Raw genomic sequence first — 23,023 nt, 5'->3', positions numbered from 1 at the left:
TGTTAAAAATTATTATCGCCGCATAGCAAAGCAGCGTTATTTATGGTGGAGTGGTTGCACTTAGCCCACGTAACGTAAGGAAAGCGCATGAAATCGGGTCGCTATATCGGTGTGATGTCTGGTACCAGTCTCGACGGTGTGGATGTCGTTCTGGCTGCCATTGATGAAAACATGGTGGCGCAGCAGGCAAGCCTGAGCTGGCCTATTCCGGTCTCGTTAAAAGAAGAGATTCTGAATATCTGCCAGGGGCAACAGCTGACGCTTTCCCAGCTGGGCCAGCTGGATGTGCGTCTGGGGGCGCTGTTTGCTGATGCGGTCCTGGCCCTGATGCAGCAAGAAAGACTCCACCCGCAGGATATCGTGGCGATAGGCTGCCATGGGCAGACCGTCTGGCATGAACCGGTCGGCGAGGCGCCGCACACGATGCAAATTGGCGATAACAACCAGATTGTGGCAAAAACCGGCGTGACGGTCGTGGGCGATTTCCGTCGCAGGGATATGGCCCTTGGCGGGCAGGGCGCGCCGCTGGTGCCGGCCTTTCACCAGGCGCTGCTGGCGCACCCGGTGGAGCGCAGAATGGTCCTGAACATTGGCGGGATCGCCAACCTGTCGATGCTCATTCCCGGGCAGCCCGTACGTGGATACGATACCGGACCCGGCAATATGCTGATGGATGCCTGGATCTGGCGTCAGAGCGGTAAACCCTACGACAAAGACGCGCAGTGGGCCAGCCAGGGTAAAGTGATCCTTCCGTTGCTGCAAACCCTGTTAAGCGATCCTTTCTTTGCCCTGCCAGCGCCGAAAAGCACGGGGCGAGAGTATTTCAACTACGGCTGGCTTGAACGTCAGCTGGCGCGCTTCCCTGGCCTGGCGCCTCAGGATGTTCAGGCCACGCTGACCGAGCTTACCGCCGTGTCGATTTCTGAACAGGTGTTGCTCAGCGGCGGGTGCGAGCGTCTGCTGGTATGCGGGGGCGGAAGCCGCAACCCGCTCCTGATGGCGCGCCTCGCCGCCCTGCTGCCGGGCACTGAAGTCACCACCACTGATGAAGCCGGGATCAGCGGAGACGATATGGAAGCCCTGGCCTTCGCCTGGCTTGCCTGGCGCACGGTTGCCGGTCTGCCGGGGAATTTACCGTCCGTCACCGGTGCGCGGGAGGCGAGCGTCCTCGGGGCCATTTTCCCCGCAAACCCGCGCCATAATCAGAGTTAACTGAAATTCAGCGCCAGACGTAACCCGTAAAATAGGGAAAAACAGGAGGGCGGCTACGCCCTCCAGGACCAGGATAGTCTTCGGAATTTGCCCATGAAAAAACTTCTTCTCATTGCTGTGCCTTTTCTTATGACCGGATGCAGCGTCTATAACCAGTTCGTCGAGCGTATGCAGACCGATACGCTGGAATACCGTTGTGATGAAAAACCGCTGACGGTGAAGCTTAACAACACGCGTCAGGAAGCCAGCTTTATTTATGACAATAAACTGTTGACGCTGAAGCAGGGAATGTCGGCCTCCGGTGCGCGCTACTCTGACGGGATCTATGTCTTCTGGTCGAAAGGTGACAGCGCCACCGTCTACAAGCGAGACCGCATTGTGCTGAACAATTGTCAGCTTGAAAATCCGAAGCGTTGAGATTTTTAAAGGGGGCGCGCACAATAGCGCCACCTAATCTCACTTTCAGCTAACGCCATGTCAGATAACGACGAACTACAGCAAATTGCGCATCTGCGCCGTGAATACACCAAAGGCGGGCTGCGCCGCCAGGATCTTCCCGCTGAACCGCTGGTGCTTTTTGAACGCTGGCTGAAGCAGGCCTGCGAAGCGAAACTGGCCGACCCGACGGCGATGGTGGTTGCGACGGTTGATGAAAATGGTCAGCCGTATCAACGCATCGTACTGCTCAAGCATTATGACGAGAAAGGGCTGGTGTTCTACACCAACCTTGGCAGTCGTAAAGCTCACCATCTGGAAAATAATCCACGTATTAGCCTGCTTTTCCCGTGGCATATGCTGGAGCGTCAGGTAATGGTCACCGGCAAGGCGGAGCGCCTCTCTACGCTCGACGTGGTGAAATATTTCCACAGCCGCCCGCGTGACAGTCAGATCGGCGCCTGGGTCTCTAAACAGTCCAGCCGAATCTCGGCCCGCGGCGTACTGGAGAGTAAATTCCTCGAACTCAAACAGAAGTTTCAGCAGGGTGAAGTGCCGCTGCCGAGTTTCTGGGGCGGGTTCCGCATTCCTGTTGAGCAAATGGAGTTCTGGCAGGGCGGTGAACACCGTCTCCACGACCGCTTTTTATACCAGCGCGACAACGGTGGCTGGAAAATAGACCGACTGGCGCCGTAAACCCTGAAATTTGTTGTGTTAAGCGCTAGCGCACACCGCGCTGGCGCTTTATTCTATGTACCTTTCGCACCAGGCGAAAAGTCGTGTACCGGCAAAGGTGCAGTCGTTTATACATGGAGAATTTGATGGCAAGCAGTAACTTGATTAAACAATTGCAAGAGCGGGGCCTCGTGGCTCAGGTGACGGACGAAGAAGCGTTAGCAGAGCGACTGGCGCAAGGCCCGATCGCGCTCTATTGCGGCTTCGATCCTACCGCTGACAGCTTGCATTTGGGGCATCTTGTTCCGTTGTTATGCCTGAAACGCTTCCAGATGGCCGGCCACAAGCCTGTCGCGCTGGTTGGCGGCGCGACCGGTCTGATTGGCGACCCCAGTTTCAAAGCCGCTGAGCGTAAGCTGAATACTGAAGACACCGTTCAGGAGTGGGTGGACAAGATCCGTAAACAGGTTGCACCGTTCCTCGATTTCGACTGTGGTGACAACGCTGCGATTGCGGCGAACAACTACGACTGGTTTGGTGGCATGAACGTGCTGACGTTCCTGCGCGACATCGGTAAACACTTCTCTGTTAACCAGATGATTAACAAAGAAGCGGTCAAGCAGCGTCTTAACCGTGACGATCAGGGCATCTCTTTCACCGAGTTCTCCTACAACCTGTTGCAGGGCTATGACTTCGCCTGCCTGAACAAGCTGCACGGCGTCTCTCTGCAAATTGGCGGTTCCGACCAGTGGGGAAACATCACCTCCGGTATCGATCTGACCCGTCGCCTTCATCAGAATCAGGTGTTTGGTCTGACCGTGCCGCTGATCACCAAAGCAGACGGTACCAAGTTCGGTAAGACCGAAGGCGGTGCGGTATGGCTCGATCCGAAGAAAACCAGCCCGTACAAATTCTACCAGTTCTGGATCAACACGGCGGATGCCGATGTCTATCGCTTCCTGAAGTTCTTCACCTTTATGGATATCGAAGAGATCAATGCGCTGGAAGAAGAAGACAAGAACAGCGGTAAAGCACCGCGCGCCCAGTACGTGCTGGCGGACGAAGTGACCAAACTGGTTCACGGTGAAGAAGGTCTGGCGGCGGCGAAACGCATCACGGCGAGCCTGTTCAACGGCACCCTGAGCGATTTAAGCGAAGAGGACTTCGAACAGCTGGCGCAGGATGGTGTGCCGATGGTGGAGATGGAAAAAGGCGCCGATCTGATGCAGGCGCTGGTCGATTCCGAGCTCCAGCCGTCTCGCGGTCAGGCGCGTAAAACCATCGCCTCTAACGCGATCACCATCAACGGTGAGAAACAGGCCGATCCGGAATACACCTTTACCGACAACGACCGTCTGTATGGTCGCTACACGCTGCTGCGTCGCGGTAAGAAAAACTACTGCCTGGTCTGCTGGAAGTAATTAAAAGTATGCAGGGGCGTGGGAAACCACGCCCCTTTTGTTTTGACAGGGTTTGGTAAGTACAAGATGAAGAACATCCTCGCCATTCAGTCCCACGTTGTTTTTGGACATGCTGGCAACAGCGCTGCGGAATTCCCGATGCGCCGCCTCGGGGCCAACGTCTGGCCACTCAATACCGTCCAGTTCTCTAATCATACCCAGTACGGTAAATGGACCGGCTGCGTGATGCCGCCGTCGCATCTGACGGAAATCGTTCAGGGCATTGCGGATATCGACCAGCTTAAACGCTGCGATGCTGTACTGAGCGGCTATCTGGGCTCGGCGGAGCAGGGGGAGCATATCCTCGGCATCGTGCGCCAGGTGAAAGCGGCTAACCCTGCGGCGAAATATTTCTGCGATCCGGTGATGGGCCATCCTGAAAAGGGCTGCATCGTAGCGCCGGGCGTTGCGGAGTTTCATGTCCGTCATGCGTTGCCCGCCAGCGATATTATTGCGCCCAACCTGATTGAACTGGAGATCCTGAGCGAGCATCCGGTTAACAGCGTAGAAGAGGCTGTAAGCGCTTCTCGCGAGCTGATCGCGCAGGGGCCAGAGATTGTACTGGTTAAACACCTGGCACGCGCAGGATTGAGCCAGGACCGTTTTGAGATGCTGCTGGTGACGAAGGACGAAGCCTGGCACATCAGTCGACCGCTGGTGGATTTCGGTACACGTCAGCCCGTCGGGGTCGGTGATGTGACCAGCGGTTTACTGCTGGTGAAGCTTTTGCAGGGCGCGAGCATGCGCGACGCGCTGGAGCACGTGACGGCAGCCGTTTATGAAATCATGATTGCGACGAAGACGATGCAGGAATATGAGCTACAGGTGGTTGCGGCACAGGATCGTATCGCGAAGCCGGAGCACTATTTCAGCGCCACACGGTTATAACCGTCCAGAGTTCGTAGGCCGGGTAAGCGTCAGCGCCACCCGGCAACACAGGCAACTCGGTTAATTCAGTCCTTCCGCTTTCAGCGCCGCAGCCACCGCAGGACGCTCCGCCACGCGCGCCATATATGACGCAATATGATCTAACCCGTCCATGTTCAGCTTAACCGCGCGCGCCCAGCGCAGAACGGTAAACAGATAGGCATCGGCGATGGTGAAACGCGAGCCCCCGATCCACTGGTCGTCTTTCAGCGCGTCGTTGATGTACTGTAATTTTTTCTCCAGCAGCATGCGTACGGTGGGTTTGTACTCTTCCGGCGTGTCCGGGCGGAACAGAGGCGTAAAGCCTTTGTGCAGTTCGGTGGCAATATAGTTCAGCCACTCCAGCGTCTTATAGCGCGCAATGCTGCCGGTGGGGGCAAGGAGCTGACGATCCGGTACGTTGTCCGCCAGGAATTGCATAATTGCCACGCCTTCGGTCAGCAGGGTGCCATCATCCAGCAGCAGGGCCGGAACCTGCCCTTTTGGGTTAATCGCAAAAAAGTCATCCCCGTTTTCCAGGCGCTTTTTCATCAGGTCAACGCCGTCCAGCGTGAAATCCTTACCGCTCTCGCGAAGGGTGATATGCGAAGCAAGAGAGCAGGCGCCCGGTTTATAGAACAGTTTCATCGGTAACTCCTTTTTGCTGAGGTTCCCGCTATGTTAGTGCGCGTTCGGATAAAAAAAAAGCCGCTAATCAATTAGCGGCTTCTGTTCAGTCGTTTCCCGATGACATTACGCGTTCGCGGTGTTGGTCGCTTTAGCGGGTTTGTCGTCGTCCTGCGTCATACGATTGAGTTTAGGTGCGGTCAGCAGCATCAGCACGGCAATCACGGCTGTCGCGATACCAATTTGCATGAACACGGTGCCGTAGACGTTCAGGGAGACCAGCGGGTCGGTAACGTTGTCCGGTACCGCCATCAGGTTCGCAATCTTACCTGCAATGATCGCTGCACCCGCGGTAGTCAGGAACCAGCTACCCATGATGAAGCCCATCAGACGCTGAGGAACCAGCTGTGCAACCATTGCCAGGCCCAGACCGGAGATCATCAGCTCACCGATAGACTGCAACGCATAGCTCAGGATCAGCCAGTTAACAGAAACGATACCCGCATCGGTCGCGAATTTCGTCCCCAGCGGCAGCACAAGGAACGCGCCTGAGCACAGCACCATACCGATAGCGAACTTGTGCGGCATCGGCAGACGGTCGCCCATCTTGTTATAGATAGCAGCCAGAATCGGGCTACCAATCATGATCCAGAACGGGTTCAGTGCCTGATACTGCTCCGGCTCGAACGCGATACCCAGGATGGAGTGTTCAACGTTGCGGATAGCGAAGAAGTTCAGAGACGTTGGCATCTGGCTGTACAGAACGAAGAAGATAATCGCTTCCAGCATCAGGATGAACGCCACAATCATCTTACGACGTGCCGCACCCTGCATCGCGAAGGCTTCTTTAGCGAAGATGATCACGATACCCAGCGCAACCACGGCCAGTACGGCACGTGCAATACCCTGGTTGTGCAGCAGCCAGGTGGCAACAGCGGCCAGGATCACAATGCCGACGATGGTTGCCAGCAGTTTGCCCATATGCACGGGTTCGAAGTCTGGTTTAGAACCATAATCTTTAACCCAGCTACGGCAGAACAGGAAGTTCACAACGGTGATCAGCATACCCACGAAGCTCAGCGCAAACGCTACGCTCCAGCCAAATTTCGCGGCCAGCCATGGGGTTGCCAGCATAGAGAAGAATGAACCGATGTTGATGGACATGTAGTACATGGTGAATGCACCGTCCAGACGCGGATCATCTTTGTTGTAGCAGGTAGAAAGCAGGGAGGACGGGTTAGCCTTAAAGAGGCCGTTACCTACCGCGATGGTGGCCATGCCCATATATACCACGCCCGCATCGTGCCCGGACCATGCAACCAGACCATAGCCAATCGCCAGAACCACGGCGCCCAGCATAATCACGCGTTTCGTACCGAGGACTTTATCGCCTAACCAGCCGCCGATAGCGACCAGGCCATAGACCAGAGCACTGAAGGACGAGAACAGCGTGATGGAATCGGCTTCGGACATACCCAGTTGCTTCACCAGGTAAACGGCCATAATCCCTTGCAGGCCGTAGTAGCCAAAACGCTCCCATAATTCGATAGAGAAAATGAGATAGAACGCTTTAGGCTGTTTGAAAGCGTTCAGACTTACGCTTTCCTCTGTTGGTTTATTGTTTGCAGTCGACACATATACCTCTTTTTTTACATCCCATATTAACGGGGGTGTTCATAGCGTGATGACCGTAGTCCATCCGCTTTATAGTTATATTGGGAGGGGAAACGGCGGGTAATGTTCACTATCCAGCCCCATCTGGCAATACGTTTGTAATAATCTGTTACATATAACTGCGGCGGTATATTCAGCGGTTCACGCAAATGTTATGCAGCGTTAAATTTCATCCGTTGAGAATTGTTGGTTTTTTTCACTGTAAATGGCCCTATTAAATGGCTGTATGGCGATATGTTCTGCTATTTTGGGTAAATGGCAGTGATATAGCCCATATTCTGAAAAATGACTGGTCTTATGTGCGGTGTGGAGCCGATGAGATCTTGTCTGGCTAAGGGATAGGAAGGGTTTTAACAACAAAAATCCAACATCAGGTTATCAGAGTGATCGCGATCACAGATGTATAGAAATTTTTGGTGATGAAAAAACTATTAACCTGTTTGAGTGTTAAATGACCGAAGAATCGACAACGCTTAACGTAATAAGAGAGGGCAATTTACGGTCAACGGAAACGATACCAGAACCCTTATTACAATTAAGGGCTTAGGCATGTAAAAAGGCTGACCGCTCAGGGATAGACTTTTTCTTTGTACTCACACAGATCTTCGATGATGCAGGAGCCGCAGCGTGGTTTACGTGCAGTGCAGGTATAACGCCCGTGAAGGATGAGCCAGTGGTGGCAGTCCACCTTAAACTCCGCAGGGACCACCTTTAACAGCTTCTCTTCAACCTCTTCAACGTTCTTGCCCGGCGCGAACCGGGTGCGGTTAGAGACGCGGAAGATATGGGTGTCCACGGCGATCGTCGGCCAGCCAAATGCCGTGTTCAGCACCACATTTGCCGTTTTCCGCCCGACGCCCGGCAACGCTTCCAGCGCAGCGCGATCTTCCGGTACTTCACCGCCGTGCTGCTCCAGCAGGATCCGGCAGGTCTTAATGACGTTTTCGGCCTTGCTGTTAAACAGGCCGATGGTCTTGATATAGGATTTCACCCCTTCAACGCCCAACTCCAGCATGGCCTGGGGCGTATTGGCGACAGGGTAGAGCAGGGCCGTTGCTTTGTTGACGCTCACGTCAGTGGCCTGCGCGGAGAGCAGCACCGCGATCAGCAATTCAAACGGCGAGTTAAAATTCAGCTCCGTCGTTGGATGAGGGTTCTCATCGCGCAGGCGCGTGAGGATCGCTATGCGTTTCTCTTTATTCATGCTGCTTTCTCGGGGATCCCTTCCTGTACGCTGCGTTCAGCGGCGCGGCGCTTACGTTTTTCATCAATCAGGTATTTTAACGCCAGCATCATCCCAAGGCCAATGAAGGCTCCCGGGGGCAGCATCGCCAGCAGGAACGGGGTGTCCGTATGGAACACCTCAATACGCAGCGACTTCGCCCAGCCGCCAAGCAGCGCGTCAGCACCGTCAAAGAGCGTGCCGTTGCCCAAAATTTCACGCACGGAGCCGAGAACAAACATGGCGGCAGTGGCGCCCATGCCGATCGAAAACCCATCCAGCGCGGAGATGGCCGGGTTGTTTTTCACCGCGAAGGCCTCAGCGCGGCCAACGACAATACAGTTGGTCACGATAAGGGGAATGAAGATCCCGAGAGACTGGTACAGGCCAAATGCGTAGGCGTTAATCAGCATTTGCACGACGCTGACTACCGACGCAATGATCATGACATAAATCGGAATACGGATTTCCGACGGCGTCCAGCGGCGCAAAACAGAAATTGAGAAGTTGGTCAGGGTCAGCACCAGCGTAGTCGCCAGCCCCAGTCCGAGCGCATTGGTGGCGGTAGACGTCACCGCCAGCAGCGGGCACAACCCGAGCAGCTGTACGAGTGCCGAGTTGTTTTTCCAGAGTCCCTGGACGATAACCTCTTTAACCTGGCTCATGGTCACTCCTCACAGGCGGAAAGGTGATTGATCTGCGCGGGCAGCGTTTCGGCATACAGCCCGGCGCGTTTGACGGCGTTAACCACCGCGCGAGGCGTAATCGTGGCGCCGGTGAACTGGTCAAACTCGCCGCCATCTTTTTTCACCGCGAAAGCGGGATCGTCCTCGCCGTGAATCATCTTCCCGGCGAAGTGTAAAATCCAGTCGCTTAAGCGGGTTTCAATTTTGTCGCCAAGGCCCGGCGTTTCGTGATGTTCCGTCACGCGCGTGCCCAGCACGGTGCCGGAAAAATCGCTGCCCACAAGCAGCTGAATCGCGCCGGAGTAACCGTCCGGCGCGGTGGCTTCCATGACGGCACCCACCGGGCTATCGCCCTTACGGGCAATATAAACGCGGTGCGCCCCTTTACCGAGCTGGGGGGCCTGCACAACAAAGCAGCTTTTTTGCAGATCGTTATCATAAAGATCTGATGGGATCACCTGATCGAACAGCGCTTTTTGCTGCTTGATTGCCTGCTCTTCAATGGTGTTTTTCGTCAGTTCATTCACCAGCGCGGTCATTCCGGTGAGGGCGGCGGCGAAGATCGCCAGCGTGACGCCGTGTTTTTGCATTGTCTTTAGCATGGCGTGACCCTTAGCGATGGCCGTACACGCGCGGACGCGTGTAGTAGTCGATGAGCGGAACGGTAATATTCGCCAGCAGCACGGCAAAAGCCACGCCGTCCGGATAGCCGCCAAAGCTGCGAATGAGCCAGACCATCAGGCCCGCCAGCGCGCCGAAAATCAGACGGCCACGGTTTGTGGTGGAGGCGGTGACCGGATCGGTCAGAATGAAGAATGCCCCGAGCATGGTCGCGCCGGAGAGCAGATGGAGCTGCGGGCTGGCCAGTGAATCCGGTGAAATAACCCAGCCGAGCGTCGAGCAGACGGCCAGCGTTACCAGGAAGCTCACCGGAATATGCCAGCGGATCGCTTTTTGTTGCAGCAGGAAGGCGCCGCCCAGGAGGTAGGCCAGATTGACCCACTGCCAGCCAGCGCCCGCCAGCACGCCGCTGAAAATGGAGGATTTCATCACCTGCTCAACGCTGTGACCAGCGCGCAGGGAGGTTTTGAAGGTATCGAGTGGGGTGGCCTGGCTGATACCGTCCACGCCCATGCGAAGCGCGTTCATATCCGCGCCCAGCGCGGTATGGCCGGTAAAGATAACGTGCAGGGCATCCATAAAGCCGGGCACGGTGGCGGCGATCCCATGCGGCGGCAGCCAGCTGGTCATCTGTACCGGGAAGGAGATCAGCAGCACCACGTAGCCAATCATCGCCGGGTTAAACGGATTATGGCCCAGCCCGCCGTACAGCTGTTTAGCGATAATCACCGCAAATACCGTCCCCAGCACCACCATCCACCACGGGGCGAACGGCGGAATGCTGATGGCCAGCAGCAGACCCGTCAACAGGGCAGAGTTATCGCTAAGGATGCGCGTGACGTCCATTTTGCGCAGCTTCAGGATCGCGGCTTCTGCTGCAACGGCGCTGGCACAACCCAGAATCAACTGGAAAAGCGTACCCCAGCCGAAAAACCAACACTGAACGGCAATACCTGGCAGCGCGGCCAGGCACACCAGCATCATAATACGCGAGGTCTGGCGTTGGTTATGGGTATACGGGGAACTTGCAATTCTGAAAACCATTTAATCCTCGTTAACGGCTTGCTGCGCGGCTTTCTTTGCCTGAACGCGCGCAATCGCGGCGGCGACTGCGGCTTTGCGTGGATCGTCGTTAGCGGCCGCAGGCAGGTCGTCCTGCTGCGCCGCTTTTCGTGCTTTCGCGCGGGCGATGGCTGCTTCAACGGCGGCTTTACGCGGGTCGACGGGCGCTTCACCCTCTTCGGCAGGCTGACTCTGCGCTGCTTTACGTGCTTTGGCGCGGGCAATAGCCGCTTCCACGGCCGCCTTGCGCGGATCCGTCGCTTCCTGTTCAACCACTACCGACTGCTGTCCGGCTTTGCGGGCTTTTGCACGGGCGATAGCCGCCTCCACCGCCGCTTTACGCGGGTCGATGTCGGCTTCCGGTTTGGCGTTTTGCGCTTTCTCCGCCTGACGCGCGCGCGCTTCGGCTTTACGCGCTTCGCGGGCCGCAATCGCTTCGCTGTTGTCCGGCTTCTGTCCCGCCACGATCGCTACCGCCTGGGCGGCAGTGGCTTTTTTCTCGCGCACGCGGGCCAGGGCTGCGTTAATGGCGTCCTGATCTTTGGCCGCAGGCTGCACGGCGGCCTGCTTATGCCGTTCCTGACGGGCTTGTTTCTCGCGCTCCAGTCGCGCCTGGCGCGCTTCAAATCGGGCCTTCGCTTCAGCGGCACGTTTTTCTTCCATGGAGATCGCGTAGATTTCGGCTTTCTCCTGACGGAAGTACTGCACCAGCGGAATATTGCTTGGGCAGACCCAGGCGCAGGCACCGCATTCAATGCAGTCAGCCAGGTTGTGCGCCTGAGCTTTATCGTGCAGCTGGCCTTTGCTGTACCAGTACAGCTGCTGCGGCAGCAAATCTGCCGGACACGCGTCCGCGCAGGCGCTACAGCGGATGCAGCCTTTCTCTTCCTGCGTTTCGCCCATCTCCGATGGGGAAGGGGCCAGCAGGCAGTTGGTAATCTTGACTACCGGCACGTCGAGCCACGGCAGGGTAAAGCCCATCAGCGGGCCGCCCATAATGACCATCTGATCGCTTCCCGGGCAGAAGTCCGCCTGTTCAAGCAGATGACGTACCGGCGTACCCAGACGCGCCCAGACGTTACCGGGACGGGAGACGGACTCGCCGGTCAGCGTGACGACGCGTTCGGTCAACGGCTCACCGTCGATGACCGCACGCTTCACCGCGTAAGCGGTACCCACGTTTTGCATCAGCACGCCGATGTCGGACGAACGGCCCCCGTGGGGTACCTGTTTACCGGTCAGGATCTGCGTCAGCTGCTTTGCCCCGCCGGACGGGTATTTCGTCGGGATCACGCGCAGACCAATATCATGGCTGTCGGCCAGCACCGCGCGCAGCATCGAAATGGCCTGCGGTTTATTGTCCTCAATACCGATCAGCACGTCACGGGGTTGCAGAATATGCGCAAGGATGCGAATACCTTCAACCACCTGCGCCGCGCAGTCCTGCATCAGACGGTCATCGGCGGTAATGTACGGTTCGCACTCGGCGGCGTTGATAATCAGCGTTTCGATTTTATCGCCGCCGCCGTGCAGCTTGACGCCGGTCGGGAAGCCAGCGCCCCCGAGACCCGCCACGCCGAACTGATGGATGCGTGCAATCAGCTCTTCACGGCTGCGGGCGCGGTAGTCGCTCCAGCCGTCACGATCGATCCAGCGGTCTTCGCCATCGGCTTCAATGATGACGCTCAGCTCAGACAACGCCGACGGATGGGCAACGGTATGGGGGGCAATGGACACCACTTTACCGGAAGTCGGGGCATGTATCGGCAGCATCCGTCCGCGACCAAAGGTCAGCGGCTGACCGCGAAGAACGCTATCGCCTTCCTTCACGCACAGTTCACCCTCAGCGCCGATGTGCTGTTTGAGTGGCATAACGTAACGGGTCGCCAGCGGGATCTGGCGCAGCGGCGTGCCGTTAGACTGCGATTTCATTTCCGGCGGATGAATACCGCCATCGAAATCCCAGATCTTCTCTTTTCTGAAAGCAGAAAATAACTTAAGCATGTTGTTCCACAGGAATATTGCGAACCGGAATGGTCTGAAGATCCCACTTCCAGTTTTCGGTAGTCGTTTCAACCGGGCGTAGTTCTATACACTGCGTCGGGCAGGGCGCCACGCAGAGATTACAGCCGGTGCACAGATCCGCCACAACGGTGTGCATCGCGCGCGTAGCGCCCACAATGGCGTCTACGGGACACGCCTGAATACATTTGGTGCAGCCGATGCAGTTGGCTTCGTCGATCACAGCAAGAGCACGGACGGGCTCCTGCGCCTGTTCATCGCCGTCGACAGGCTGCGGATCGACGTTAAGCAGCGCGGCAATTTTAAGCATGACGGCTTCGCCACCCGGCGCGCAGCGGTTGATCTTTTCTCCCTGCACGCCCACCGCCTCAGCGTAAGGGCGACAGCCAGGGTAGCCGCACTGCCCGCACTGGCTTTGCGGTAAAAGTTCATCAATTTTTTCAACAACCGGATCGTCCTCCACCGCGAAACGGCGGGAGGCATAACCCAGAATGACGCCAAAGACGAGTCCCAGTACGCTGATGGACGCGATGGCAATCCAGATAGCACTCATTACAACTTCACCAGACCACTAAAGCCCATAAAGGCCAGAGACATTAAACCGGCGGTCACCAGGGCGATGGCGTTACCGCGAAACGGCGCGGGAATATCCGCCGCTGCCAGACGTTCGCGAATCGACGCGAACAGGACCATAACAAAGGAGAAACCGACCGCCGCGGAAAAACCGTACAGCGCCGACTGCATGAAATTATGCCCAAGGTTGATGTTGAGCAGCGCCACGCCCAGCACCGCACAGTTAGTGGTGATGAGCGGCAGAAAGATGCCCAGCAGACGATACAGGGCAGGGCTGGTTTTTCGCACAACCATTTCGGTAAACTGCACCACGACCGCGATGACCAGGATAAAGGACAAGGTGCGCAGGTAGAGCATGTCCAGTGGGATCAGGATCCAGGTGTCAATCAGCCATGCGCAAATGGAGGCCATCGTCATCACGAAGGTGGTGGCCAACCCCATGCCCATTGCCGTCTCCAGCTTTTTGGAGACGCCCATAAACGGGCACAGGCCAAGGAACTTCACCAGTACGAAGTTATTAACCAGCACAGTTCCGACAAAGAGCAGTAAGTAATCGGTCATTATTTAGCCTGAAATAAAATAGCCGCCTATTATCGGATAAACGACAACAGGCCACAACAGGTTAACTGTAAGGTTATTACGGGTTAACGAAGGTCTTCTTAACGCGCGTCGAACGCTTGAAATAGGGCACCAGAAGCGCCGTTGCCAGCAGCGGAAACAGGAGCTGGCGAACCGCCAGCGCGTCAGACACTGGCGAAAAAGCGAACGCTTTAACGGCCAGCAGCACGGAGACAAGCAGCCAGATAATATAATGTTTCGGCACGTTTTTGCGGCGCTTAAAGAAGGCGATGGTCAGCCACAGCGTGTAGTACCACATCGCGATCGCGAAAACGAACGACACAAACCACGTTGCAATATTAAGCGCACTCTGGGACATCAGCGTCTGAATAGCATGAGGCGTAACCAGTGCGGTGGTGTAAAGCAACAGCGCCAGCGATGCGCTTAATAGTGCCACCAGCAGCCATGCCAGCGGGGCGATTAACCAGCCCCCAATTCGTTCTCCAGGCAATGCGGTCATACGCTCTCCCATAGTCTGCGCGAAATGTTATACAGAAATTTGCAGGGCGGAGAGTATATAACATTTCGCGCCGAAGGCTACTTTCTTATACAACGTAACGCCAGACGGACTTAGGCACTTCCCCCACGTTGAACAGACGACCGCCGGAGACGAGTTCGGCGCGACGATGGTCAGCAGCGCGGTACATATTGATGATGTCCTGATTATCCGACAGCGTGTAGTTCAGATGGTCAAACAGTTTTTCCAGGCTTTCAAGGGAATTGATCTTGCGAAATTTTAATAAATAGTCCTGAACTGTCATATTAATAAGTTTCCATATAAAAGGGTAATACCCATAAAGGTAATGCGTTCGAATAATAAACGGATTAATAAAGACGTAAACTGTCCACTCGGGTAACGCGACGAAATTAGGAGTTTTCTTTGCGAAGAATCAGGCATCAGCAGATGCCTGGAAGAGAAGGGTAACCCCGTTCATTACGGCTGGCAATACGTACCATAACGTAATGTGTCACGCTTTATGACGGTATGGCTTACTTTTGTTGTGCGACAGTGACGGGCTCCGGCGGCTGGTAGTTATCGATATGGCTGGCAATGCCAAGCAACACGACCGAAACCCCAAGGACAATCCATCCCGCTAATTCAATGATTCGATTAATTATTGACGTCATAATTTGTGTTTGTAATTTATCCATAAATACAGATTACAAATGTTACAGCGCCCTTTTCTCCAGAGCAAGCGCTTTGGGAACGATTCCCGGTGGCAATATGTCTCCTTTAATGCGGCGTTACAAAAAAACGTTTCCGCGGGATGCTATTTTAACGTTCAGGGCACATTATTAATCTGTGCGATAAGCACAGGGCCAGTGATAAATAAGCGCACAGCGAGGGGGCACACGATGAGTGAAAACATCCGCGTCGGTCTTATTGGCTACGGGTACGCAAGTAAAACCTTTCATGCACCTCTGATTGCCGGCACGCCGGGCATGGCGCTGGCGGCTATTTCAAGCAGCGATGAAGCCAAAGTCCACGCCGACTGGCCCAACGTGCCGGTGATGACGGAACCTAAGCATCTGTTTAACGATCCTAATATTGACCTTATTGTTATCCCTACCCCTAACGACACCCACTTCCCGCTGGCGAAAGCGGCGCTGGAGGCGGGTAAACACGTTGTCGTCGATAAGCCCTTTACCGTGACGTTGTCACAGGCGCGCGAGCTGGACGCGCTGGCGCGAAGCCTGGGGCGGTTATTGTCGGTCTTTCACAACCGGCGCTGGGACAGCGATTTCCTGACGGTCAAAGCGCTGCTGAGCGAAGGCACGCTCGGCGAAATTGCCTATTTTGAATCGCACTTCGATCGTTATCGTCCGCAGGTGCGTGACCGCTGGCGCGAGCAGGCGGGGCCGGGCAGCGGCATCTGGTATGACTTAGCGCCGCATCTGCTCGATCAGGCCGTCCATCTGTTTGGTCTGCCCGTGAGCATGACGGTCGATTTAGCGCAGCTCAGGCCGGGCGCGGAGACAACCGACTATTTTCACGCCATTTTAAGCTATCCGCAGCGCCGCATCGTGCTGCACGGCACAATGCTTGCGGCTGCGGAATCGGCCCGCTATATCCTTCACGGGGCGCGCGGCAGCTACGTGAAGTTCGGCCTGGATCCCCAGGAAGAGCGCCTCAAAAATGGCGAACGCTTGCCGCAGGAGGACTGGGGCTACGACATGCGGGACGGGGTGGTGACGCGTGCGGAGGGCGAGACGCTGGTTGAGGAAACGGTGTTGACCCTGCCGGGGAATTACCCGGCCTATTACGCTGCAATCCGTGACGCGCTGAACGGTTCAGGTGAAAATCCGGTTCCGGCGAGCCAGGCCATCCAGATTATGGAGCTCATCGAGCTGGGGATCGAATCTGCCAGACATCGCGCCACGCTCTGTCTGGCATAGGTGTTAAATACGTTTGTAGGCCGGGTAAGGCGTAGCCGCCACCCGGCAAAGGGTTTATGCGGTCGCCACCTTATCCCGAAGCGCCTGTTTCTCTTCTGGCGTCAGGAAGGCAATTTCCAGCCCGTTGATTTGTGCCTGACGGATCTGCTCGCGGCTCAGTCCGGCCTGCGGTGCGGCGACAGTGTATTCGTGAATAATATCCACGCCCTGAACGGCCGGATCGTCCGTGTTCAGTGAAGCGAGAACCCCGTATTCCAGGAAGGTTTTCAGCGGGTGTTGCGCCAGAGATGCGACCGTACTGGTCTGAATATTGGAGGTCAGGCAGGATTCAACCCCGATACGTTGCTCTGCGAGGAAATCCATCAGCGCACGATCTTCAATCGCCTTCACGCCGTGACCGATACGTTCTGCACCCAGTTCACGAATGGCCTGCCAGATGCTTTCCGGCCCCGCGGCTTCTCCCGCATGAACGGTAATGTGCCAGCCGGCATCACGTGCGCGGTTGAAATGAGACAGGAACAGGCTGCCCGGGAAGCCCAGCTCGTCACCGGCGAGGTCGATGGCGGTGATCTGGTCGCGATGCGCCAGTAACGCCTCCAGCTCCTGAAGACAGGCCGCTTCACCGAAGGTACGGCTCATAATGCCGATTAAACGCGCCTGAACGTCAAAGGTTTTGCAGCCTTCACGCACGCCTTCAATGACCGCTTCAACCACGCCCGCCACTGGCAGGTTGTGGGTCATCGCCATATAGCCCGGGGAGAAACGCAGCTCGACATAATGCAGGCCGTTGCGTGCGGCATCTTCGATGTTTTCAAAGGCGACACGGCGACAGGCATCGAGCGAGGCCAGCATCTTCACGCCCCAGTCGAGCTTGCTCAGGAAACTCACTAGATCCGGCTCGTTCGACGTGACCTGGACATGGGGGATCAGGGTTTCAAGCGTTTCAGCAGGAAGCGTCAAATTGAACTGGCGGCCAAGATCGAGAATGGTTTGGGCACGAATGTTGCCGTCAAGATGGCGGTGAATATCGGTTAAAGGCAGGCGTGTATCAATCATGGTCGCACTCTTTGCTGGTTAAAGTGCGCCATATTATAAAAACAAAACGGGGTAAAAAGCTATTTGCGCAAGGGAATATTCCGTTGCGCAAATAATTTACAGCAGCGTGTTGATGCCCGCGATGAGGCGCTGAACGCCCTGTTCAAGCTTACTACGGGGGCAACCCGCGTTCAGACGAACGTAGCCTTTTCCTTCTGCTCCATAGGTATATCCCGGCATGATGGCCACTTTTTGCTGCTCAATCAGCACCTTTTGCAGCGTATTGTCGTCAATACCGAGCGGGCTAAGGTCGATCCAGGCCAGATAGGTGGCCTCAGGCGGTTGCCAGCTGAGTGCCGGAAAGGCGGTATTCAGTTCGTCAGCAATATAGCGCAGATTTTCTTCAAGATATGCCCGCAGCGCATCCAGCCAGGGTTCGCCCTGCCGATAAGCCGCAATGTGTGCGGTCAGTGCCAGCACGGAAGGGGAAGAGAGCCCGTCCCGGCCTTTTAATGCATTCAGATAGGCGTTACGGCTGTCGTTATCGGCGATAAGCCCGTAGGCGCCCGTCAGCGCCGGAATGTTGAAGCTTTTGGATCCCGAGGTCAGCAGCGCCCATTTGCCACTCGCCACCTCATTCCAGGGCGTATGGCGATGCGTTCCCCATACCATATCCATATGAATTTCGTCGCTGATTACCGCCACATCGTATCGTCTGCAAAGCGCCGCCATTGTGGCCAGCTCGTCCCGCGTCCAGACTTTGCCGGTCGGGTTTTGCGGACTACACAGCAGCAAAATCGTGTTTTCCGGTTTTGCCAGCGCCGCCTCCAGCGCGGCCATATTGCCGTCCCAGCCATGCGCCGTTTTCTGCATCGGCACGGAAACAGCGTTACGCTGGTTGCCGTCGACCGCTTTATAAAACGCATCATAAGCCGGAGTATGAACCACCACGCCGTCGCCAGGCGAGGACCAGATGCGGATCAGCTCAGAGACCATATAAATGACCGACGGTCCATACACCACGGCTTCGGTATCAATCTGACTGTTAAAGCGTTGCCGGAACCAGTGCGCCACGGCGGTCAGGAAGTCGTCATTTTTCCAGCGACTGTAGCCAAACACCCCGTGGTTAATTCGCTGGTGCAGCGCTTCGGTAATGCAGGGGGCGGTGGCAAAATCCATATCAGAGATGGTGAAGGGCAGCAGGTCGGCAGCGCCAAAACGGTCGGCGACATAATCCCACTGGGTACACCAGGTGCCGTGTCGATCCACGACGGTAGAAAAATCAAACATGACGGTGCTCCGTAAAGTAAAACCCCCTCATGACGAGGGGGGCGAGGCATCAGGCTTCGACGGTTCGCATCAGGGTTGCCAGTTCATCCTTCACTGACTGAACCTGCGGGCCAATGACGACCTGCAAATTGTGTTGATTTAACTGTACCACGCCGATAGCCCGGTTAGCTTTAAGCGCATTGGTGTCCACTTTTGACATGTCTGCCACCGACAGGCGCAGGCGGGTGATGCAGTTATCCAGAGAGGTGATGTTATCCGCACCGCCCAGCGCCGCCAGAATAGCCGGTGTGTTATACCCGGATTTACCCACGGTTCCGGCTACCGCCTGTTCAACACTGGTGGCCGTATCGGCATCGCGGCCTGGCGTTTTCAGGTTAAAGCGGGTGATGGCGAAGCGGAAGATCCCGTAGTACACCGCAAACCAGATGGCCGCCACTACCGGCACCAGATACCACTTGGTGGACAGGCCGTGCAGGATACCGAACACCACGAAGTCGATCACGTTGCCGTCGGTATTGCCGATGGTGACGCCCAGCACCGCCATCACGGTGAAGCCCAGGCCGGTCAGCACGGCGTGAATGAGGTACAGCACCGGGGCAACGAACAGGAACAGGAATTCGATAGGCTCGGTAGTGCCGCCTACGACGCAGGCGATCACGCCGGAAATCAGCAGGCCTTTAATTTTATGACGGTTTTCCGGACGGGCGCAGTGGTACATCGCCAGCGCCGCGCCGGGCAGACCGCCGAGGAAGGCAGGCATTTTACCCTGTGACAGGAAACGGGTCGCGCTTTCAGAGAAGCCGTGCGTGGTCGGGCAGCTCAGCTGCGCCTGGAAGATGGTCAGCGCGCCGCTCACGGAGTGGCCGCAGACGTCCATGGTACCGCCCGCTTCGGTAAAGCGGATCAGGGCAACCAGAATGTGCTGTAGGCCGAACGGCAGCAGCAGACGTTCGCCCGTGCCGAAAATCATCGGTCCGAAATCACCCGCGCCGTTGATAATGCGGCCAATACCGGCAATCCCCATCGCAAAAACGGGCCAAATCAGGGGGATGATCAGGCCAAACAGCCCCATCACAACCAGCGTAATAATTGGCACAAAGCGGGTGCCGCCGAAGAAGGCCAGCGCATCGGGCAGACGGATGTTGTGAAAGCGCTCGTGCAGCATCCAGATGATCACCCCGGCGATCACGGCTCCCAGGATCCCGGTGTCGATGGACTGAATGCCGATCACGCTCTGAATGTTATTGGCTTTCAGTACGGCCGCGTCGGTCGTCGGCAGTATGCCTTTCGCGGTCAGCCAGAAGTTAACCGCAAGGTTCATGACCGCATAGCCCACGAAGCCCGCAAAGGCCGCCACGCCTTTATTTTCGCGCGCCAGGCCCAGAGGGATGGCGATACAGAACATCACCGGCAGGAAACTGAAGGCAAACGATCCGACCTTGCTCATCCAGATGAAGATCGCCTGAAGTACCGGATTTCCCAGGAAAGGGATCAGGGTAATGACATCGTGGCTGCTTAACGAACTGCCGATCCCCAGCATGATCCCGCAAAAGGAGAGAAGTGCCACGGGCAGCATAAAGGTCTTACCCAGTTGCTGGAAAAACTCCCACAGCGATATTTTTTGTGCTGCTTTCGTCGTCATAAAACGACTCCTTAAATGGTAGAAAGAGATTTAACGGCCTCGATGCAGCGAGAAGATAAAACGTTTTATCAAACTTTAGTGCGCGCTAAATCACATTCTCAGGCTTTTACTGGTAGTATAAAGATAACGTATTGATAAAACGTTTTAGCGTTCTCATTATCAGGGAGTCACGCCACCACATGGCTGTAGCGAAAAAGATCACCATCAACGATGTCGCGCTGGCGGCGGGGGTTTCCGTCAGCACCGTTTCGCTGGTACTGAGCGGAAAGGGGCGCATCTCTCCTGCAACGGGTCAGCGCGTCAACGAGGCCGTTGAGCAGCTGGGCTTTGTGCGAAATCGCCAGGCGTCGGCGCTGCGCGGCGGACAAAGCGGGGTGATAGGGCTGATCGTTCGCGACCTCACGTCGCCGTTTTATGCAGAACTGACCGCGGGGCTTACCGAGGCGCTTGAAGCGCAGGGGCGAATGGTGTTTCTGCTCCACGGTGGGCGCGAACCGGAGCAACTGCTCTCCAGGCTGGATATGCTACTGACGCAAGGGGTGGATGGTGTGATAGTGGCCGGCGCGTCCGGCGTGGGCAGCGAACTCTGTGAGCGCGCCGCGCAGAAAGGCGTACCGCTGGTGTTTGCGTCGCGCGCCAGCTATCTCGACGAAGCCGATACTCTTCGCCCGGATAACATGCAGGCCGCGCAAATGCTGACCGAACATCTTATTCATCGCGGCCATCAGCGTATCGCCTGGCTCGGTGGTAAAAGCTCGTCTCTCACGCGTGCCGAGCGGGTGGGCGGTTACTGCTCCACGCTCATCAAATACGGCCTACCGTTTCACAGCGAATGGGTGGTGGAGTGCGAATCCAGCCAGAAGAAAGCCGCAGAAGCCATCGGCACGTTGCTCCGCACCAGCCCGACAATCAGCGCGGTGATTTGCTATAACGATGTGATTGCGATGGGGGCGTGGTTCGGCTTGATCCGCGCCGGACGCCAGAGCGGTGAGGGCGGGGTAGAAACCTTCTTCGGTCACCAGGTGGCGCTGGGGGCGTTTGCCGATGTGGGTGAAAATGCGCTGGACGATCTCCCCATCGTCTGGGCGACGACGCCGGCTCGGGAAATGGGGTACACCCTGGCGGACAGGATCATGCAGCGGATCGAGAAGGCGGACGTCCAGGCTGGGCATCAGATTGTGGCGGCGCGGTTAGTGACGGTGAAGTGACGCAGGCTCAGAATCGTAGGCCGGGTAAGGCGCAGCCGCCACCCGGCAATAAAAAACCCCTCGTGCGAGGGGTTTTGTCGTTTACTGCTGCGGTACTGCCGGCGGCGCTGCCGGTTCAGCCGGTGCCGGAATGCCCAGCGTCGGCATACCAAACATGCCGACAAAATCTTCCAGCGGCATTTTGTCGCCGTTGAGCGTTACCTGACCATTAGCATATTGCAGGCTGGTGGAAATGGTGTTGTCTTCCACTTTCGTGATGCGGAACATCTGGCCCATCGCCGCCAGGCCTTTCACCTGCTGGTTCGCCAGTTTGCCTGCATCCTCTTCACCATAACCTTCAAGCTTCGCAATCTGCGTCATGAACTCGGTCGCCATATCCATCGGGATAGTCAGCTTGCTGTCGAGCGACTTCACGCTGCGGTCAACTTCCTGCGCCAGGGTCTGCGGCTCGCCGGTAGCGGCTGCCGGATCCTTCAGGAACAGCGACAGGTTGAAGTTGGTTTCGCCCTTGTCGTTTTTCCAGCTCAGTGGCGCAACGGTAATTACCGGCTCGCCTTTCAGCAGGATCGGCAGGTTATTAAACAGCACACTCATCGCCTGCTGCTGGTACGCCTGCGGGTTCTGTTGCAGGGCGGCATCGGTCAGCAGAGCCTGGCTCTCTTTGCTGTATTTCTGGCTAAATGCGTGCCACGCCTGGCCGTCAATGTTGCCGATTTTCAGTGACAGCTTGCCGGTACCCAGGTCCTGATTTTGAACCTTCAGGCTTTTCAGGCTGTAATCCAGCTGGGTGTTGATGCTTTTACCGTCTTTGGACACGTCCGACTTGCCGTCCAGATCCATGCCTTCCAGCACCGCCATCTCCTTGCCTTCAATCGCAATGGCGATTTTATCGAGGCTCAGCTTCTGGTCGCCAATACGCTCGTCAAAATCGGTCATGCGGCTGTTGCCGCTGGCCTTCAGGTTGTTAAAGGTGAGCTGAACCTTCTGGTTATATTCATTAACTGAATTCACCAGGCCGCTTTCAGCATCGCCTGTCAGGGAAACATTCTTACCGTCACGATCGGCGTCAAGCTTGAAATTACCGCCGCTGAAGGCGACTTTATCGGTGCCTTGTTCGTAATTTAGCGCTTTCAGGTCGATGTCGGAATGCGTATCGCCGGCATAGCTGATGCGGGTATTGATCTCAAACGGCGATGTGTTTTTTGCCATATCGAACAGCGGCTTCGTCACCTCATTATTGACCAGTACGGTTCTGGCTGATGCCATGGAGGGGATCAGGTTAAATTTCTTCAACTGCGCCAGCGGGAACGGACCGTGGCTGACCACCTCATCCAGCACCACGCTCTGGCCTGGTTTCAGCCAGGCGTTCTGATTACCCGCAACCGGCTTCACCACCACCTGCATATGGCTGGTAAACACGCCGCGCTGGTAATTCTGGTAGCTCAGCTCCAGGCCTGCTTCAGGCGCGCTGCGCTTAATCTCGCTGTTTGCCTGCGCCATCATCTCTGCCAGACGGCTTTCCAGCTGTTTCCCGGTATACCAGGAGGCACCCGTCCAGATCACGCCTAAAGCAACAATCACTCCTACCGCTACGACCGATTTTTTCATTGCGATTATCCCTAAAATGAAACCAGGCGGTCAAAACCGCCTGGTGTTAC

General features: G+C 56.3%; 23 protein-coding genes. 7 read left to right on the top strand and 16 right to left on the bottom strand.

Annotation, left to right across the window (positions count from 1 at the left end; genetic code table 11):
• Positions 1 to 87 precede the first annotated feature (87 nt).
• From anmK to pdxY, 5 genes are all read left to right on the top strand, one after another.
• On the top strand, positions 88 to 1,212 hold the full coding sequence (gene anmK, locus N5C09_RS06915) for an anhydro-N-acetylmuramic acid kinase (protein WP_063866979.1): 1,125 nt from the start codon (positions 88 to 90) through the stop codon (positions 1,210 to 1,212).
• Positions 1,213 to 1,299: 87 nt separating this feature from the next.
• Entirely contained in the window at positions 1,300 to 1,629 is a 330-nt protein-coding gene (gene mliC / locus N5C09_RS06910; protein WP_107535221.1) for a C-type lysozyme inhibitor, read from the top strand.
• A gap of 57 nt (positions 1,630 to 1,686) precedes the next feature.
• Complete coding sequence (pdxH, locus tag N5C09_RS06905) at positions 1,687 to 2,343, top strand: pyridoxamine 5'-phosphate oxidase (protein WP_107535222.1); 657 nt, start codon at positions 1,687 to 1,689, stop codon at positions 2,341 to 2,343.
• Positions 2,344 to 2,468: 125 nt separating this feature from the next.
• Entirely contained in the window at positions 2,469 to 3,743 is a 1,275-nt protein-coding gene (tyrS, locus tag N5C09_RS06900; protein WP_193527203.1) for a tyrosine--tRNA ligase, read from the top strand.
• Positions 3,744 to 3,809: 66 nt separating this feature from the next.
• Positions 3,810 to 4,670: a pyridoxal kinase PdxY gene (gene pdxY / locus N5C09_RS06895; RefSeq protein ID WP_279748709.1), complete on the top strand. Its 861-nt coding sequence runs from the start codon at positions 3,810 to 3,812 to the stop codon at positions 4,668 to 4,670.
• A gap of 60 nt (positions 4,671 to 4,730) precedes the next feature.
• On the opposite strand, the gene gstA is transcribed toward pdxY, so the two are convergent.
• The 12 genes from gstA to blr form a co-directional block, all read right to left on the bottom strand.
• Positions 4,731 to 5,336, bottom strand: coding sequence for a glutathione transferase GstA (gene gstA / locus N5C09_RS06890; protein WP_063448912.1), 606 nt, complete (start codon positions 5,334 to 5,336; stop codon positions 4,731 to 4,733).
• A gap of 105 nt (positions 5,337 to 5,441) precedes the next feature.
• Positions 5,442 to 6,950: a dipeptide/tripeptide permease DtpA gene (gene dtpA / locus N5C09_RS06885; RefSeq protein ID WP_193033566.1), complete on the bottom strand. Its 1,509-nt coding sequence runs from the start codon at positions 6,948 to 6,950 to the stop codon at positions 5,442 to 5,444.
• A 607-nt stretch (positions 6,951 to 7,557) separates the two neighbouring features.
• Complete coding sequence (nth, locus tag N5C09_RS06880) at positions 7,558 to 8,193, bottom strand: endonuclease III (protein ID WP_279748708.1); 636 nt, start codon at positions 8,191 to 8,193, stop codon at positions 7,558 to 7,560.
• Positions 8,190 to 8,876, bottom strand: coding sequence for an electron transport complex subunit E (locus N5C09_RS06875; protein ID WP_063448911.1), 687 nt, complete (start codon positions 8,874 to 8,876; stop codon positions 8,190 to 8,192). The genes nth and N5C09_RS06875 overlap by 4 nt, the downstream gene beginning before the upstream one ends.
• 2 nt (positions 8,877 to 8,878) lie before the next feature.
• Positions 8,879 to 9,499, bottom strand: a complete 621-nt coding sequence (rsxG, locus tag N5C09_RS06870) for an electron transport complex subunit RsxG (protein WP_131636783.1) — start codon at positions 9,497 to 9,499, stop codon at positions 8,879 to 8,881.
• Between the two features lie 10 nt (positions 9,500 to 9,509).
• Positions 9,510 to 10,562 carry an electron transport complex subunit RsxD gene (gene rsxD / locus N5C09_RS06865; RefSeq protein WP_279748707.1) on the bottom strand — a complete coding sequence of 351 codons (1,053 nt, stop codon included), beginning with the start codon at positions 10,560 to 10,562 and terminating at the stop codon, positions 9,510 to 9,512.
• Positions 10,563 to 12,584 (bottom strand): electron transport complex subunit RsxC, encoded by a 2,022-nt coding sequence (gene rsxC, locus N5C09_RS06860; RefSeq protein ID WP_279748706.1) that lies wholly within the window; start codon positions 12,582 to 12,584, stop codon positions 10,563 to 10,565. It lies immediately after the preceding gene.
• Positions 12,577 to 13,155 carry an electron transport complex subunit RsxB gene (gene rsxB / locus N5C09_RS06855; RefSeq protein ID WP_193035726.1) on the bottom strand — a complete coding sequence of 193 codons (579 nt, stop codon included), beginning with the start codon at positions 13,153 to 13,155 and terminating at the stop codon, positions 12,577 to 12,579. Before rsxB ends, rsxC begins: the two co-directional genes overlap by 8 nt.
• Entirely contained in the window at positions 13,155 to 13,736 is a 582-nt protein-coding gene (gene rsxA, locus N5C09_RS06850; RefSeq protein WP_022647920.1) for an electron transport complex subunit RsxA, read from the bottom strand. Before rsxA ends, rsxB begins: the two co-directional genes overlap by 1 nt.
• Positions 13,737 to 13,812: 76 nt before the next feature.
• The gene (locus tag N5C09_RS06845) at positions 13,813 to 14,253 is read right to left on the bottom strand and encodes a DUF2569 domain-containing protein (RefSeq protein WP_017693547.1); all 441 of its coding nucleotides are present in this window, start codon (positions 14,251 to 14,253) and stop codon (positions 13,813 to 13,815) included.
• 85 nt (positions 14,254 to 14,338) lie between these two features.
• The gene (gene ydgT, locus N5C09_RS06840; protein WP_000217941.1) at positions 14,339 to 14,554 is read right to left on the bottom strand and encodes a transcription modulator YdgT; all 216 of its coding nucleotides are present in this window, start codon (positions 14,552 to 14,554) and stop codon (positions 14,339 to 14,341) included.
• Between the two features lie 229 nt (positions 14,555 to 14,783).
• Positions 14,784 to 14,909: a division septum protein Blr gene (blr, locus tag N5C09_RS06835; RefSeq protein WP_151884424.1), complete on the bottom strand. Its 126-nt coding sequence runs from the start codon at positions 14,907 to 14,909 to the stop codon at positions 14,784 to 14,786.
• Positions 14,910 to 15,149: 240 nt separating this feature from the next.
• Here blr and N5C09_RS06830 point away from each other — a divergent pair, with 240 nt between their 5' ends.
• Complete coding sequence (locus N5C09_RS06830; RefSeq protein ID WP_279748705.1) at positions 15,150 to 16,190, top strand: oxidoreductase; 1,041 nt, start codon at positions 15,150 to 15,152, stop codon at positions 16,188 to 16,190.
• Between the two features lie 54 nt (positions 16,191 to 16,244).
• On the opposite strand, the gene add is transcribed toward N5C09_RS06830, so the two are convergent.
• The 3 genes from add to malX all read right to left on the bottom strand — a co-directional run bounded on the left by add (position 16,245) and on the right by malX (position 20,157).
• Entirely contained in the window at positions 16,245 to 17,246 is a 1,002-nt protein-coding gene (gene add, locus N5C09_RS06825) for an adenosine deaminase (RefSeq protein ID WP_279748704.1), read from the bottom strand.
• 96 nt (positions 17,247 to 17,342) lie between these two features.
• Positions 17,343 to 18,515: a pyridoxal phosphate-dependent aminotransferase gene (locus tag N5C09_RS06820; protein WP_279748703.1), complete on the bottom strand. Its 1,173-nt coding sequence runs from the start codon at positions 18,513 to 18,515 to the stop codon at positions 17,343 to 17,345.
• A 49-nt stretch (positions 18,516 to 18,564) separates the two neighbouring features.
• Positions 18,565 to 20,157: a maltose/glucose-specific PTS transporter subunit IIBC gene (malX, locus tag N5C09_RS06815; RefSeq protein WP_063866957.1), complete on the bottom strand. Its 1,593-nt coding sequence runs from the start codon at positions 20,155 to 20,157 to the stop codon at positions 18,565 to 18,567.
• A 179-nt stretch (positions 20,158 to 20,336) separates the two neighbouring features.
• Here malX and N5C09_RS06810 point away from each other — a divergent pair, with 179 nt between their 5' ends.
• Positions 20,337 to 21,365, top strand: a complete 1,029-nt coding sequence (locus N5C09_RS06810; protein WP_112792992.1) for a Mal regulon transcriptional regulator MalI — start codon at positions 20,337 to 20,339, stop codon at positions 21,363 to 21,365.
• A gap of 81 nt (positions 21,366 to 21,446) precedes the next feature.
• Here N5C09_RS06810 and N5C09_RS06805 read toward each other — a convergent pair whose 3' ends face one another.
• Positions 21,447 to 22,973 (bottom strand): YdgA family protein, encoded by a 1,527-nt coding sequence (locus N5C09_RS06805; RefSeq protein ID WP_064910707.1) that lies wholly within the window; start codon positions 22,971 to 22,973, stop codon positions 21,447 to 21,449.
• Between the last annotated feature and the right edge of the window lie 50 nt (positions 22,974 to 23,023).

Source organism: Enterobacter sp. GD03975 (genome assembly GCF_029838645.1).
GTDB classification, from domain to species: domain Bacteria; phylum Pseudomonadota; class Gammaproteobacteria; order Enterobacterales; family Enterobacteriaceae; genus Enterobacter; species Enterobacter quasihormaechei.
Note: the sequence above shows the minus strand (reverse complement) of the source record. Positions and strands in the feature narration are given on the sequence as shown.